We start from the raw sequence: 13,859 nt of genomic DNA on the forward strand, positions 1-13,859 counted from the left end.
TAGATTCTTTTCGCCTGTCTTTGTCACGACCCCCTTCTCCAATTACACCACCCCGCCCCGGGGGGGGGGGGGGGGGCCCCCGGGGGGCCCCCCCCCCCCCCCCCCACTCCTCAGTGCGAGCGCGGACGCCGCCGGGCGGGCATCGGGACCACTCCACCGAGTGACGGGACGTCGGCGGGCGCCTGCGGGGCCGGGGCGACCGGCGGCAGGCCCGCGCTGGTGCACAGCAGCTCCCCCCAGGCGGCCAGGTGCCGCTCGAAGCGGCCGTCGGCCGGCGTCCAGGAGGCCCGGATCTCGATCTCGGTGGAGGAAGGGCGGTCCGCTAGCGCGCCGAAGTACTGCGAGGCGCACCTGGTCACCGTGCCGGACGGCTCCGCGTACCCGGCGCCGTGCGCCTGCAGCGCGTCCAGCAGCCAGGCCCAGCCGACCTCGGACAGCATCGGGTCGCCGGCCATCTCCGGCTCCAGCTCGGCCCGGGTCATCGTCACCACCCGGAACTCCCCGTTCCAGGCCTCCTGCCCGGCCGGGTCGTAGAGCAGCACCAGCCGGCCGTCCGCCAGCTCGTCGCCGTCCACCTCGACCGAGGCGGTCACCGCGAACGCGTGCGGGGCCAGCCGGCGCGGGGCCGGCGCGGGGGACAGCTGCACCTCGGGCCGCAGCCGCGCCCCGTCGAACGCCGCCACGGCGGCCCGGAACTCGCTCGGCACGCCCTCCCGACCTGTTCCGCCACCTGCTCCGCCACCCTGTGCGGGGTGCCCGCCGACCGCTGCCATGCCCCGAAGACTAGGTCGAAGACGCGGGTTATCGCCGCAACTTCCGTCCGAGCGGCGTGCCGGAACGGCAAACCCGGCCAGATCTTGGAGGAACCGACGAGACCGGCCGGGGAGGGCGGTCCGGGGCGCGTGCGAAGATTTGCACCGTGAGCGAGACAACGGCAGACACCACGGCGGCCGCCCCCGACGGCCGGACCATCCCCGCGCGCCGCGGCGCCGCGTACGACTCCGCGTTCCTGCGCGCCTGCCGGCACGAGCCGGTGCCGCACACCCCGGTGTGGTTCATGCGCCAGGCCGGCCGCTCGCTGCCCGAGTACCTGAAGGTCCGCGAGGGCATCCCCATGCTGGAGTCCTGCATGCGGCCCGAGCTGGTCAAGGAGATCACCCTGCAGCCGGTGCGCCGGCACAAGGTGGACGCCGCGATCTTCTTCAGCGACATCGTGGTGCCGCTCAAGGCGGTCGGCATCGACGTCGAGATCAAGCCGAACGTCGGGCCGGTCATCGCCGACCCGATCCGCACCGCCGAGGACCTCAAGCGGCTGCGCCCGCTGGAGCCGGACGACGTCCCCTACATCACCGAGGCCGTCGGCATGCTCGTCGAGGAGCTCGGCGCCACCCCGCTGATCGGCTTCGCCGGCGCGCCGTACACGCTCGCCAGCTACCTGGTCGAGGGCGGTCCGTCCAAGAACCACGAGAACACCAAGGCCATGATGTACGGGCAGCCCGAGCTGTGGGCCGCCCTCGTCGACCGGCTCGCCGACATCACCTCCGCCTTCCTGAAGGTGCAGATCGAGGCCGGCGCCTCGGCGGTCCAGCTGTTCGACTCCTGGGTCGGCTCGCTCGCCCCCGACGACTACCGCCGCTCGGTCATGCCGTCCAGCGCCAAGGTCTTCGACTCCGTCGCCCACTACGGCGTGCCGCGGATCCACTTCGGCGTCGGCACCGGCGAGCTGCTCGGCCTGATGGGCCAGGCCGGCGCGGACATCGTCGGCGTCGATTGGCGGGTGCCGCTGAACGTCGCCGCCGAGCGGGTCGGCCCGGGCAAGGGCCTGCAGGGCAACCTCGACCCGGCCGTGCTGTTCGCCCCCACCAGGGTCGTCGAGACCAAGGCCCGCGAGGTCCTGCACGCCGCCCAGGCGCTCGGCACCAGCGGCCACATCTTCAACCTCGGCCACGGCGTCCTGCCCAGCATGGACCCGGACGCCCTCAGCCGCCTCGTCGCCTTCGTCCACGAGGCCAGCGAGCGCTGACACCCCCCGGTGGCGGGGCCCCTCCCGCCGAGGGGCCCGCCACCGGTGCGTTCAGTCCTGCTCCTCTCCCGTCGGGCCGGGAGCGGCGACGGCGGCGGGCATGCGGTACCGGCGCCACCACCAGTACGCCACCGCGGCCGGAACACCCAGCACCAGCAGGAACGGCGCCACCGCGGCCAGGGCGACGACCAGCCCGCGCAGGATCGTCAGCAGCACGTGCCAGCCGCCGGCGAGAGCCGAACCGGCCGACGCCCAGAAGCCCTTCGCCCCCACCTTCGGCGCCGGTGGCGGGGCGGGGGCCGGCGGCACCTCGCGGTGCACCTCCAGGGTGATCGTCGAGAGCGACGTCTTGCCGGCCAGCTCCTTCTGCTGCTTCTGCAGCGACTCCAGGTCCGACTCCCGGCGGCTCAGCTCCGCCTCCAGCGCGGTGACCTCGCTCAGCGACTTCGCCTGCGCCATCAGCGCCCGCACCCGCTCCACGCTCGCCTGCTGCGACTGCACCCGGCTCGCCACGTCCGCGACCTGCTGGGTCAGATCGTCCGCCTGGCTCTTGCGGGACACCACCTCGCCGAGCCCGGCCAGCTGGTCCAGCGTCTGCTGGAACGCCGCCGACGGCACCCTCAGCGTGAGCTGGCCGCCCGCGTCGCCGTCACCGCCCCCGGCTATCGACTCACCGCCGACGTAGCCGCCCGCGGAGCCGGCCATCTCCCGCGCCTTGGCGAGCAGTTGGCCGACGTCCTTGGTGCGCAGCGACAGCTGCGCCGTGTACGCGATCAGCCGGTTGTCCGCCACCGGCGCGGCACTCGCCGCACCGTTCGCCGCGGTGCCGCCCGCGGGCGCCTGGGCGGTCGGCGCCGCACTGGGCGCGGCAGCGGCGGCAGGCGCCTTGGCCGCGGGCGCCGCGGCCGACCCCTGCCTCCCACCGTCGGCCGCACTGCAGCCGGCCCCCAACGCCACCACGGCAGCCAGCACGGCCACCGCCCCCGCTCGTCTCGCCATCATCGGGCCTCTCCCCAAGTCCGTTGTCAGGTCTCCCCATTGGACGAAAAGCGAGCACGAACGGACCCCACCGGGAGATCGCAACTCCATCACAGCTAGGACGCGGCCCGGACTCGCTATCCTGGCGCCCCGGAGTCCGCGCACCGGGACCGCACGGTCAAGGTCCGCAAGTACGCCGAGGCGGGCATCCCCCACTACTGGATCGTCGAGGATGAGGACGGCCTGCCCGTCGTGCACGCATTCGAGCTGGAGCCGGTGACCTCCTCCTACGCACCCGCAGGGATCTTCCGGGGCACCCTGGAGCGGCCGGTGCCGTTCCCGCTGACGATCGACCTCGACGCGCTGGTGCCGCGCGGCGCGAAGCGTGCAGGGGATTGAGGCATCCGTGTAAGGACCTGCGAGACTGCGAGGCATGTCGGATGCACATGTCGTCGTCATCGGTGGCGGGATCGCGGGGCTGGCCGCGGCCGCGTTCCTCAGTGGGGCGGCCGGTGGGGGGTCGGCGCGGGCCCGGGTGACGTTGGTCGAGGCTTCGGGGCGGCTCGGGGGGAAGCTGCGCGGGGGCGAGGTCGGCGGGGTGCGGGTGGACCTCGGGGCCGAGTCGATGCTGGCGCGGCGGCCGGAGGCGGTCGAGCTCGCGCGGGCCGTCGGGCTGGCGGAGGCGCTGGAGTCGCCGACCACCGCGAAGGCCGCCATCTGGACCAGGGGCGCGCTGCGCCCGCTGCCGGGCGGGCAGGTCATGGGCGTCCCCGGGGACCTGGCGGCGCTGGCCGCGTCGCAGGTGCTGTCCGCCGACGGGCTGGAGCGGGCGCGGCACGAGGGCGCCACCGAGGTCGGCGACGACGTCGCGATCGGCCGGTACGTCGCCGACCGGCTCGGCCGCGAGGTGGTGGACCGGCTCGTCGAGCCGCTGCTGGGCGGCGTCTACGCCGGCCACGCGGACGAGATCTCGCTGCGCGCCGCCGTGCCGCAGCTGCTGCCGATCGCCCGCGGCGGCGGGTCGCTCGTCGAGGGGGTGCACGAGCTCGCCTCCCGGCCCCAGACCGTCGGCACGCCCGTCTTCCAGGGGCTGCAGGGGGGCCTCGGCACCCTCCCGGAGGCCGTCGCCGCGGCCTGCGCGAAGGCGGGCGTGGACCTCCGCACCGACACCGCCGTCGACGAGCTGCGTCGCACCCCCGGGGGCTGGCGCGTCGTGGCCGGCGGCGAGGTGCTCGCCGCGGACGCCGTCGTGCTGGCCGTCCCGGCGCCCGCCGCGGCCCGGCTGCTGCGCACGGAGGTGCCCGCGGCGGCGGCCGAGCTGGACACCGTCGAGTACGCGGGCATGGCCCTCGTCACCCTGGCGTTCCGCCGGGCCGACCTGGCCGAGGTGCCGTCCGGCAGCGGGTTCCTGGTGCCGCCGGTGGACGGGCGGCGGATCAAGGCGTCGACCTTCTCGTCCAACAAGTGGGGCTGGTTGGAGCGTTCGGCCCCCGACGCGTTCCTGCTGCGCACCTCGCTGGGCCGGCACCGCGAGGAGCAGGCGCTGGAGCTGGCGGACGAGGAGCTGGTGGCGCTCTCGCTCGCCGACCTCGGCGAGGCGATCGGGCTCACCGCGCGCCCGTACGACACCGCCGTCTCGCGCTTCGAGGCCGGCCTGCCGCAGTACCCGGTGGGCCACCTGGACCGGGTGGCCCGGATCCGGGCCGCGGTGGCCGGGGCCGGCGGCCTGGCGCTGTGCGGTGCCGCGTACGACGGCGTGGGGATCCCGGCGTGCATCGCCTCCGCGGCCACGGCCGTGGCGGCGCTCGACAGACTGTTGACCCCGGAGACCGGGGAAGGTTCCACGGAGAGGACAATGGGCGCATGACTGAGACCGTTGAGCGGCAGCCGGAGCAGCAGCCCGAGAAGAAGAAGGCGCGCGACCTGAACCAGGTCATCCGCTACACGATGTGGTCGGTGTTCAAGCTCGAGGGCGCCCTGCCCGAGGACCGCACCGCCCTGGCCGCCGAGGTGGACGAGCTGTTCGCCCAGCTGGCCGCGAAGGACGTGACCGTGCGCGGCACGTACGACGTGTCCGGTCTGCGCGCGGACGCCGACATCCTGGTCTGGTGGCACGCCGCCGACTCGGACGACCTGCAGGAGGCGTACAACCGCTTCCGCCGCACCGGTCTCGGCCGTCAGCTGGAGCCGGTCTGGTCGAACATGGCGCTGCACCGCCCGGCCGAGTTCAACAAGTCGCACATCCCGGCGTTCCTCGCCGACGAGCGCCCGCGCGACTACGTCTGCGTGTACCCGTTCGTCCGCTCCTACGAGTGGTACCTGCTGCCGGACGCCGAGCGGCGCGCGATGCTCGCCGAGCACGGCCAGATGGCCCGCGGCTACCCGGACGTCCGGGCCAACACGGTCGCCTCGTTCGCCCTCGGCGACTACGAGTGGCTGCTCGCCTTCGAGGCGGACGAGCTGCACCGCATCGTCGACCTGATGCGCGACCTGCGCCCGTCCCGCGCGCGCCTGCACGTGCGCGAGGAGGTGCCGTTCTTCACCGGCCGCCGCAAGCCGGTCAGCGAGCTGCTCAACGGCCTGGTCTGACCGGGCGCTCGACGAGGGAGGGGTCCGCTGCGGCGGGCCCCTCCCTCGTCGCACGTCACGTGCGGTGGGGGCGCAGGGCCGCGCGCAGGCGGGGGTCGGCGAGGGCGGCGGGGCCGTTCATGGCGACGGCGGTGAGGAGTTCGCGCTCCTCGTCGTCCCCGAGGCCGTGCTGGCGGGCCGGGCGCACCTCGCGCAGGACCTCCTGGCCGATCGGGGAGGCCCAGCGGGTGTACGGGTAGACGTCGACCCGGGCCATCAGCAGGGTGCCGGAGGTGAGCACCAGCGGCAGCGAGAACCAGGCGAGCGCGGCGAGGGCGTCGCCGTCGGTGAAGGACCCGACGGCGAGGGCGGCGGCGAGCAGGGCGAGGCTCAGCAGCAGCGCGTGCCGCACCTGGCGGACCACGACGACGGTGTTGCGCTGGATCAGCGCCGGGGTGGCCAGCCCGGCCAGCGAGAGCCGGGAGCCGATCTCCAGCACGGTCGGGTGCTCGCCCATCGCCCGGCGCAGCCCGTCGGTGCGGCACTGGCCGTCCGGGCCGACGGTGGCGATGACCGCCCGCTCCAGCCGGCTGCGGCCCTTGGGGTCCACGACGGTGGTCCAGCCGGTGTGGGCGAGGTGCAGCCGGCCGCGGCCGGCCATCAGGACGAGGGCGAGCTCGACGACCCGGTCCGGGCCGCCGGCCAGGTACGCCGTCTCGTAGAGCCCGATCCCGACGGCCTCCGGCGGGCGCAGCCCGTCCGGCCCGGCGAGGGCGTCGGCGGTGGCGGTCATCCGGACCAGCCGGAGGCAGGAGAGCACCGCGGCCACGCACGCCGGTATGAGGAACAGCAACCACATGGCCTTGTTGTATGCCGCCGCCGACGACCCGGGGAACGGCTTCCGGTGGCGCGATACCGAACTGTGACGTCAGGACCCGCAGCTGGAACCGCAACTCGACCCGCAGCTGGAGCCGCAGCTGGACGAGGACCCGCAGCTGTGGGACGAGCCGCAGCTGTGCGAGGAGGACGACCCGCAGCTGTGCGAGGAGGACCCGCAGCTGTGCGAGGACGACGATCCGCCGCTCGACGACCCGCACCCGGAGGACGTCCCGGTGTCCGAGGAGCCGCCGCACCAGGACACCGCGCCGCCGCACGACGACGAGTCGGACGAGCCCGACGAGTCGGACGCGTACGACGCCGAGCAGGAGGACCCCGAGCCCGACGACGACCCGCCGAACGCGCCCCGGGCCGCCGCCTGCTGCGCCACCGCCTGCTGGGCCGCCGCGCCGATCATCGCCTCCTGGAGCTCCTCGTTCGCCAGCTCCGCCCCCGCGACGGCCAGCCCGCCGAGCGCGAGCGCGCCGAGCACCTCGCCGCCGGTCGCGCGCGGGTACAGGCCGGAGCCGGGCGTCCACGGCTTGCCGGTGTTCATGAGCGAGAGCTGGCGCTGCCCGGCCGGGGTGATCCGGCCCTTGGCCGGGCGGGAGGCGAACAGGGTGACCAGGCCGAGTGCCAGCAGGACCACCGGGACCCACACGGCCGGCCGGTCGCCGCGCCCGTCGTCCAGGCCGGCGAGCACGAAGGAGAGCACGGTGAAGAGCACCACGGCGCCCACCGCGAGCCACAGCAGCCGGCGGGCCTTGCGGGCGTCCTTCAGCCGGTCGGGGTGGCGCAGCAGGCCGCGGTCGGCGAGCTCGTCGCCGAGGGCCTGGACGGCGGGGGAGCGCATCACGTCCGCGCGCAGCGGTCCGAGGTCGCGGCTGCCGGTCGGGCCGACGGCCGTCATGATCGCCTCGTCGACGGCGTCGTACGGCCGGTCGTGGGTGAGGGTGACGGTGCCGCCGCGGCTGACCACCGCGCGCTCGGCCAGGTGCATCCGGACGAGCGCGGTGTCGAAGACCCGGCCCGGGCCGCCGGCCAGGAACGCGGCGCTCAGCAGCGGGAGGCCGCCGCCGGGCAGGCCCTTCGGGTGCGGGACGTGCCGGACGCGCCGCCCGGTGTGGTCCACGTACAGGACGGCGGCCACCACGAGGATGGCGGGAACGATGAAGAAGCTGTTGTCCCACATGGGCTGATTCCCCCGAGAGTGAAGAGTGTTACCGGCGCCGCAGGGCCCGGCGCAGGCGGGCCAGCGGTCCCGGTGGACGGGCGGGTGCCGGGTGCAGCCACTGCTCCAGGGCGCGGCGGCAGTCGGCGGCCAGCGGGCGCGCGTGGGTGAGCGCCCACGCGGCGAAGGCCCGGGCGTCGGCCCGGTATCCGGCGGTCTGCGGGTGGGTGCGGGCGTAGGCGAGGAAGAGCGGCCCGTACCGCGGGCCGAGCTGCCGGGGCAGCTCGGGCGCGACGCGGGCGACGGTGTCCCGCCGCTTGGCGGCGAGGCCGGTGGACTGGGCGCGGACCTGCGCCGGGTCGAAGCCCGGCGGGACGGGTCCGCCGGCCACCAGGGCGGCCAGCAGTTCCTCCTGACGCCGTGCGAGCTCCTGCCGCGCCGTGGTGAGGTCGGCTGCGAGGCGTTCGGTCATGGTCGGATGCTCCCCTCCAGCACCCGGCGGATGGCGTCCAGTTCACCGGCCAGCTCGCTGGGCGGCGGGAAGGCGGCGTCCCGTTCGAGCAGGACGCCGGGCGGTGCGACCCGCGCGCACAGTGCGGCCAGCACCTCCAGCACCGGTTCGGTGACGGGGTGGGCGTGGGTGTCGTGCCAGACGCCGTCGACCATCGTGCCGCCCGCGACGTGCACGTAGGCGATGGACTCCAGCGGCAGGCGGTCGAGTTCGGCGGCCGGGTCGACGCCGAGGTTCACCCGGTTGGTGTGCAGGTTGGCGACGTCGATCAGCAGCCGTACGCCGGTGCGCTCGACGAGCTCGGCGAGGAACTGGCCCTCGGTCAGCTCGTCGTCCGGCCAGGCCAGCTGGGCGGCGATGTTCTCCAGCGCGAGCGGCACCGGGAGCTGGTCCTGGGCGATCCGCACGTTCTCGGCGATCACCCGCAGCGCGTCCCACGAGTACGGGACGGGCAGCAGGTGGCCCGCCTCCAGGCCGCCGGCCCGGACGAACGCCAGGTGCTCGCTGACCAGCGGCGAGTCCAGCGCGACGGCCGTCCCGGCGAGCCGGGCGAGGCGCTCGGGGTCGGGCCGGTCGGCGCCGCCGAGGCCGAGCGAGACGCCGTGCGGCACGACGGTGACGCCGCGCTCGCGCAGCACCGTCAGCGAGGCGGGCAGGTGGCCGGCGCAGACGTTCTCCGCGACGACCTCGACCCAGTCCAGGCCGGGCTGACGCTCCACCACGGTGTCGATCTCGCTGCGCCAGCCGAGGCCGACGCCCAGCCGGGGCGCGGGTGCCGGGCCGGCCGGGGCGCCGTCGCCGGAGGCCGCCCGGGTGGGCAGGTTCAGTGCAGGGGAAGTCATCGGTACGCCCCCTTCGGAGGGCCGGGGTGAGGGGCCGTCGGGTGGTGCGGGCGCCGTCGCCGGGACCGCCCGTGGGCCGTGTTGCCGAGAATGTCCCCGGGCGGGGTGGCTGCCAAGCCCCACCCGGTCTTCTCAGAGCATTATTTGAGCTTGTCGACGAGGGACTCTAACCCCCGACCCGATCCGTTCGCGCAGGTGGGGTGGCCTGCGCGCGGAAAATCCGGAGGCGCGGGACGGGAGCCGCGGATAGCGTGCGAACCCATGACTTCGAACGAACCGATGATCCGAGACTTCCGCCCCGCCGACGCCGAGGCGGTGGCGGCCGCCCACCGGGCCGGGCGCGAGCACCTGGTGTGGACCGCCGAGGCCCTGCTCTGGGCGAACGCCCGGCAGAACCCCGACGAGCACTTCCGCACCATCGTCGCCGAGTTGGACGGCCGGGTGGTCGGAGCGGTGCGCTGCGGGCTCACCCTCGGCACGTCGACCACCGGCCTCGGCCACGCCAACGGCAGCGTGCTGCCGGAGTTCCGCCGGCGCGGCGCGGCGACCGCGCTGCTGGCCGCGGCCGAACGGCACCTGGCCGCGCACGGGGTGACCGAACTGCACAGTTGGCTGGACGAGGAGCCCGACTCGCTGGCCTTCGCGGCCGCCCGCGGCTACGAGCTCGGGAGCGCGGCCCACTTCGGCGAGCGGGACCTGACGCTGCCGCTGCCCCCGGCGCCGGTGCGGCCGGCCGGCGTCGAGCTGCGCCCGGCCACCGACTGGGCCGACGATCCGCGCCCGCTGTTCCTGGTGGAGGCGGAGGCCATCCGGGACGAACCCGGCGAGGTGACGATGGACGCCCTGGACTACGAGGAGTGGTTGCAGGGCGACTGGGTCCGGCCCGACCTGGACCCGGCCCTGACGGTGGTCGCCGTGGTGGACGGCGTACCGGCGGCGTTCACCCTGGCGCAGACCGACGGGGCGGACCGCTACTGGTCCGCGTTCACCGCCTGCCGCCGGGAGTTCCGCGGCCGCGGCCTGAGCAAGCTGGCCAAGCTGGAGTCGCTGCGGCTCGCCGCGGCGGCGGGCTACCGGCACGCGTACACCAGCAACGACACGACCAACGCGCCGATGCTCGCGGTCAACGCCTGGCTGGGGTACCAGCGCTGCGCGGGGGAGCGCAAGGGGATCAAGCGCCTGGGGTGACCGTCCGTGCGCGGATCGTGACGCTCCGAATCGGCGCGAGTGGGGTATTTCCGGCCACGGGAGGGGACTTAACCAGGGCGCACAGTTCGTGGTCGAGTCTTCCTCCGGGGGATCAAATGGAGATCCTGCTCCAAGTGCTGATCGCATCGGTCCCGGCCGTGATCGGTTTCCTCGCGGCCCGCTCCCTCGCCCGTACCCGGCTGTTCCTGCGGTACGGCTTCCTCCGGGCGCTGCTCGCGCCGTACAGCCGGGTCCAGATCATCACCCCGAGCATCGAGGCCGCGGAGTTCGCCTTCGCCCGGGACGGCCTGCGGCTGACCGCCCGGGCGCCGAAGAACGTGCTGTTCATGCCGATGGCGGAGGCGAGGGCGATCGCCCAGCTGATCGACCTGCTCCGCAAGGTCAACCGGAAGGCGACGATCGAGCTGGTCGCGGCCGGCGCGCAGGATCCGCGGATGCCGACCTTCTCGATCGGCGGCCCGAGCGTGAACCCGTACACCGAGGGCGTGCTGGGCGCGGTGTTCCCGGACTTCCGCATCGAGTACCCGCAGGCGGCGCGGGCCCGGTGGGGCGGGATGACCTTCGAGGCGCTGTACAACGCGTCCGACGAGCTGATCCGGGACCACGGCTTCATCTTCGTGACCCGAACGCCCCGGCACGCGCCGTGCGTCGTGCTGTGCGGGGTGTTCGCGTTCGGCTCCGCGATGGCGGTGGAGGCGCTCGCGGGGGCGGGCCGGAAGTCGCCGCTGGCGGCGCTGTTCCGCTCGGGGGAGAAAGGATTCGTCGCGGTCGAGGGGCGGGTGATCGGCCTGGAGACGGTGGACGTGACGGTCGAGGTGTGCCGGATCCTGCCGCTGCCCTGACGTGGCCGCCCTGACGCAGCTGCCCTGACGCAGCTGCCCTGACGAAGTTGCCCTGACGGCCGGGCCGCGTGGGCCGCGGCAGTTCGCGGTGTCCACGTACCGTCCCGCCGAGTGAGACGATTGGTCTCGACCAGATGGCACGAATCCGGACGGTTCGGGAGCGTCTGGGGCACGAACTCGCGGCGATCGCACAGGTTTTGCCCCGCTCCTGACACATCGTCGGCATAATCGCGCACATGACGATCAACCGTGCCTCCCTGAGCGCGATCGCCGACGACCTCCACGTGTGGCTTCCCCCGAAGCGGGGCTGGGGACTGGCGAACTGCGGGCTGCTGACCTCCCGGAAGACCGCGCTCTGGATCGACACCCCCTACGACCCGGCGCTGGCCTGGGAGTTCCTCGCCGCGAGCCGCCGGGTGCTGGCCGACGGCGTCACCGTCGACCGGGTGATCGTCACGCACGCCAACGGCGACCACCTCTGGGGAGCCGGCGTCGTCCCGGACGCCGAGGTGATCTCCACCCGCGAGGCCCTGGAGCACATCCACTACGAGCCCACCCCGCAGCAGCAGCACGCGCTCGTCGCGGGCGGCGACCCGGACTCCCCGCTCGGCGGCTACCTGCGCGAGCACTTCGGCGGCTTCGACTGGTCGCAGACCGAGCCGGTGCGCCCGGACACCGTCTTCACCGGCGAGCTCGAACTCACGGTGGGCGAGCACCCCGTGCACGTCATCGCCCTGCCCTCGGCCCACACCGGCGGCGACCTGATCGTCCACCTGCCGCACCGGCGCACGGTGTTCGCCGGCGACGTCATCTTCGGGTCGACCGCCCAGCAGCCCGGCGACCACCCCTCGCACTGGGCCGGCCCGCTGGAGAACATCGTCGCCGCGTGCGAGCGGATCCTCGACACCGGCGCCGAGACCGTCGTCCCCGGCCACGGCCCGGTGCTCGACCGCGACGGCGTCCGCGCCCACATCGCCTACCTCGCGTACGTCCGCGAGCGCACCCACGCGCTGCACACCGCAGGAATCCCCGCGCTGGACGCCGCCCGCCGGGTGATCGCCGAGCAGCGCCACCCCGAACTCGGCCTGCCCGAGCGGCTGGTGCTCACCGTCGCGGCCGAGTACCGGCACCTGGACGGCGGCGAGGCGCCGAACGTCCTGGAGGCCATGACCCAGGTCGCCCTCGTCGCGCGCGAGATCACCGAGGACTCCGTCCGCGCCCGGCGGCTCCTCCCCGACATCGGTTACCGGGACTGACCGGGCCCGGCCCGCCACCAGCCAGCCAGCAGGAAACCCCCCCCGAGGACACCCATGACGCAGATCGCGCTGATCGCGCTGATCACCACGGTGCTGGCCGCCGCGACGGCGGGCGTGCTGGCCCGCGGCCGGGCCCGGGCCACCACCCGGGCGGCCGTCGCCGAGGAGCGCGCCCACGTCGCCGAGCAGCGCGCCCGCGCCGCCGAGGAACGGCTCGCCCGCGCCGAGCACCGGCTGCACGAGTCGGCCGCCGCCGCCCGCGAGGCCACCGACGAGGCCGAGGCCCGCTACCGGGCCGCGGAGGAGCGCACGCGCGACGCCGAACTGCGCGCCCGCGCCGCCGAGGACGCCGCCCGCGACGCGCGGGACGCCACCCGCGAGGCCGACGGCCGCACCGCCGCCGCCGACACCAGGGCCGCCGAGGCCGAGCGCCGCCTCGCCGTCGCCGAGGAGCGCGGCGCCGCCCTGCTCGCCGAGGTCCGCCACCTCGCCGACGAGCGCCTGCCCGCGACCGCGGTGCGGCTCAGCCACGTCAACGCCCCCGCCGTCGGCCCGCTGTCCGCGCAGGTCGTCGGCCCGGACGCGACCGAGGCCCTCCAGGCCGTCCTGGACGCCGCGGCCGGCGCCATCACCGACGAGCGCGAGCGGGTCGACGCCGCCGCCCGCGCCGCGATGCGCGGCGCCACCTCCAAGATCCAGACGCTGCTCTACCAGATCCAGAGCCTGGTCCAGCAGCTCCAGGACGACAACGACGACCCCCGGCTGCTGGAGGTCGACTTCCGCAACGAGGTCGCGCTGCGCCGGATCCAGACCGTCGCCGTCCTCTGCGAGGCCTGGCCCGGCCTCGCCCGCAGCGACTCCCCGCTCGCCGAGGTCGTCGTCGGCGCCCTCTCCCGGGTGCCCGGCTACGCCCGGATCAAGGTCGCCAACCACCTGCGGGAGAACCGCCTCGCCGTGGTCGCCCGCGCCGCCGAGCCGCTCGCCATCACCGTCGCCGAACTGCTCGCCAACGCCACCGCCTACTCGCACCCGGAGACCGACGTCCCGGTCACCGTCCAGCAGGGCGGCCGCGGCGCACTGGTGATCATCGACGACAGCGGCATCGGCATGGACGACGACCAGCTTCGCCGCGCCCGCCGCCTGCTGGCCGGCCCGCCCGACGTCCTGCTCACCGAGCTCGGCAACCCGCCCAAGACCGGCTTCGCGGTGATCGGCAAGCTCGCCCGCCAGTACGGCTTCTCCTGCCACATCGAGCCCTCGCCGTACGGCGGCATGCGGACGATCCTGCGCATCCCGGCCGCGCTCGTCACCGTCGTCGACGCCGGGCAGCCGCTGTCGGTGCTCACCCCGCTGCCGCTGCGGGCCGGCGCCGGGCCCGCCCCCGCGCCCACCGTCCAGGCCGTCCCGCCGATGCGCGACGCGGGCGAGGACGCCGGACTGCCCCCGCTCGCCGACCGGCACCACCAGCCGGGCCCGCACCCGGCGCCCGCCATGCACGTCGTGCCGTCCGCCGCCGCCGGACGGCCCGTCGCGGGGGGGTGGCGTTTACACCACTACGAGCCCACGCGACCGAACAACAAAGC

At 74.9% G+C, this 13,859-nt stretch carries 11 protein-coding genes and 2 pseudogenes; 8 read left to right on the forward strand and 5 right to left on the reverse strand.

Annotation, left to right across the window (positions count from 1 at the left end; genetic code table 11):
• Positions 1-110: 110 nt before the first annotated feature.
• Positions 111-773, reverse strand: coding sequence for a DUF3000 domain-containing protein (locus ACFV4G_RS39855; protein ID WP_380447875.1), 663 nt, complete (start codon positions 771-773; stop codon positions 111-113).
• A 197-nt stretch (positions 774-970) separates the two neighbouring features.
• On the opposite strand from ACFV4G_RS39855, the gene hemE reads away from it, so the two are divergent.
• Positions 971-2,023 carry a uroporphyrinogen decarboxylase gene (hemE, locus tag ACFV4G_RS39860; RefSeq protein WP_380447893.1) on the forward strand — a complete coding sequence of 351 codons (1,053 nt, stop codon included), beginning with the start codon at positions 971-973 and terminating at the stop codon, positions 2,021-2,023.
• Positions 2,024-2,074: 51 nt separating this feature from the next.
• On the opposite strand, the gene ACFV4G_RS39865 is transcribed toward hemE, so the two are convergent.
• Positions 2,075-3,025, reverse strand: a complete 951-nt coding sequence (locus ACFV4G_RS39865) for a DUF4349 domain-containing protein (RefSeq protein ID WP_380447877.1) — start codon at positions 3,023-3,025, stop codon at positions 2,075-2,077.
• A gap of 123 nt (positions 3,026-3,148) precedes the next feature.
• Here ACFV4G_RS39865 and ACFV4G_RS39870 point away from each other — a divergent pair.
• The 3 genes and pseudogenes from ACFV4G_RS39870 to hemQ all read left to right on the forward strand — a co-directional run.
• Positions 3,149-3,400: pseudogene (locus tag ACFV4G_RS39870) on the forward strand (Uma2 family endonuclease); the annotation flags it as partial.
• Positions 3,401-3,434: 34 nt separating this feature from the next.
• The gene (hemG, locus tag ACFV4G_RS39875) at positions 3,435-4,868 is read left to right on the forward strand and encodes a protoporphyrinogen oxidase (RefSeq protein WP_380447879.1); all 1,434 of its coding nucleotides are present in this window, start codon (positions 3,435-3,437) and stop codon (positions 4,866-4,868) included.
• Positions 4,865-5,590 carry a hydrogen peroxide-dependent heme synthase gene (hemQ, locus tag ACFV4G_RS39880; RefSeq protein ID WP_329928538.1) on the forward strand — a complete coding sequence of 242 codons (726 nt, stop codon included), beginning with the start codon at positions 4,865-4,867 and terminating at the stop codon, positions 5,588-5,590. Before hemG ends, hemQ begins: the two co-directional genes overlap by 4 nt.
• Before the next feature lie 55 nt (positions 5,591-5,645).
• On the opposite strand, the gene ACFV4G_RS39885 is transcribed toward hemQ, so the two are convergent.
• The 3 genes and pseudogenes from ACFV4G_RS39885 to ACFV4G_RS39895 all read right to left on the reverse strand — a co-directional run bounded on the left by ACFV4G_RS39885 (position 5,646) and on the right by ACFV4G_RS39895 (position 8,948).
• Positions 5,646-6,428 carry a TIGR04222 domain-containing membrane protein gene (locus ACFV4G_RS39885; protein WP_380447882.1) on the reverse strand — a complete coding sequence of 261 codons (783 nt, stop codon included), beginning with the start codon at positions 6,426-6,428 and terminating at the stop codon, positions 5,646-5,648.
• A gap of 69 nt (positions 6,429-6,497) precedes the next feature.
• Complete coding sequence (locus ACFV4G_RS39890) at positions 6,498-7,637, reverse strand: TIGR04222 domain-containing membrane protein (RefSeq protein ID WP_380447884.1); 1,140 nt, start codon at positions 7,635-7,637, stop codon at positions 6,498-6,500.
• 28 nt (positions 7,638-7,665) lie between these two features.
• Positions 7,666-8,948: pseudogene (locus tag ACFV4G_RS39895) on the reverse strand (DUF692 domain-containing protein).
• A gap of 282 nt (positions 8,949-9,230) precedes the next feature.
• Between ACFV4G_RS39895 and ACFV4G_RS39900 the strand changes: the two are divergent.
• The 4 genes from ACFV4G_RS39900 to ACFV4G_RS39915 all read left to right on the forward strand — a co-directional run.
• Positions 9,231-10,157, forward strand: coding sequence for a GNAT family N-acetyltransferase (locus tag ACFV4G_RS39900; protein ID WP_380447885.1), 927 nt, complete (start codon positions 9,231-9,233; stop codon positions 10,155-10,157).
• 134 nt (positions 10,158-10,291) lie between these two features.
• Positions 10,292-11,020: a hypothetical protein gene (locus ACFV4G_RS39905; protein WP_380447887.1), complete on the forward strand. Its 729-nt coding sequence runs from the start codon at positions 10,292-10,294 to the stop codon at positions 11,018-11,020.
• A gap of 236 nt (positions 11,021-11,256) precedes the next feature.
• The gene (locus tag ACFV4G_RS39910; RefSeq protein WP_380447889.1) at positions 11,257-12,276 is read left to right on the forward strand and encodes an MBL fold metallo-hydrolase; all 1,020 of its coding nucleotides are present in this window, start codon (positions 11,257-11,259) and stop codon (positions 12,274-12,276) included.
• Between the two features lie 54 nt (positions 12,277-12,330).
• The coding region (locus ACFV4G_RS39915; RefSeq protein WP_380447891.1) for an ATP-binding protein at positions 12,331-13,859 on the forward strand (1,529 nt) is incomplete at its 3' end.

Source organism: Kitasatospora sp. NPDC059747 (assembly GCF_042732955.1).
Lineage (GTDB): Bacteria > Actinomycetota > Actinomycetes > Streptomycetales > Streptomycetaceae > Kitasatospora.

What these genes read in the sequence shown, in the direction of transcription:
- ACFV4G_RS39855 (WP_380447875.1), bottom strand. Translation starts at nt 773, where the DNA reads ATGGCAGCGGTCGGCGGGCACCCCGCACAGGGTGGCGGAGCAGGTGGC.
- ACFV4G_RS39865 (WP_380447877.1), bottom strand. Translation starts at nt 3,025, where the DNA reads ATGATGGCGAGACGAGCGGGGGCGGTGGCCGTGCTGGCTGCCGTGGTG.
- hemG (WP_380447879.1), top strand. Translation starts at nt 3,435, where the DNA reads ATGTCGGATGCACATGTCGTCGTCATCGGTGGCGGGATCGCGGGGCTG.
- hemQ (WP_329928538.1), top strand. Translation starts at nt 4,865, where the DNA reads ATGACTGAGACCGTTGAGCGGCAGCCGGAGCAGCAGCCCGAGAAGAAG.
- ACFV4G_RS39885 (WP_380447882.1), bottom strand. Translation starts at nt 6,428, where the DNA reads ATGTGGTTGCTGTTCCTCATACCGGCGTGCGTGGCCGCGGTGCTCTCC.
- ACFV4G_RS39890 (WP_380447884.1), bottom strand. Translation starts at nt 7,637, where the DNA reads ATGTGGGACAACAGCTTCTTCATCGTTCCCGCCATCCTCGTGGTGGCC.
- ACFV4G_RS39900 (WP_380447885.1), top strand. Translation starts at nt 9,231, where the DNA reads ATGACTTCGAACGAACCGATGATCCGAGACTTCCGCCCCGCCGACGCC.
- ACFV4G_RS39910 (WP_380447889.1), top strand. Translation starts at nt 11,257, where the DNA reads ATGACGATCAACCGTGCCTCCCTGAGCGCGATCGCCGACGACCTCCAC.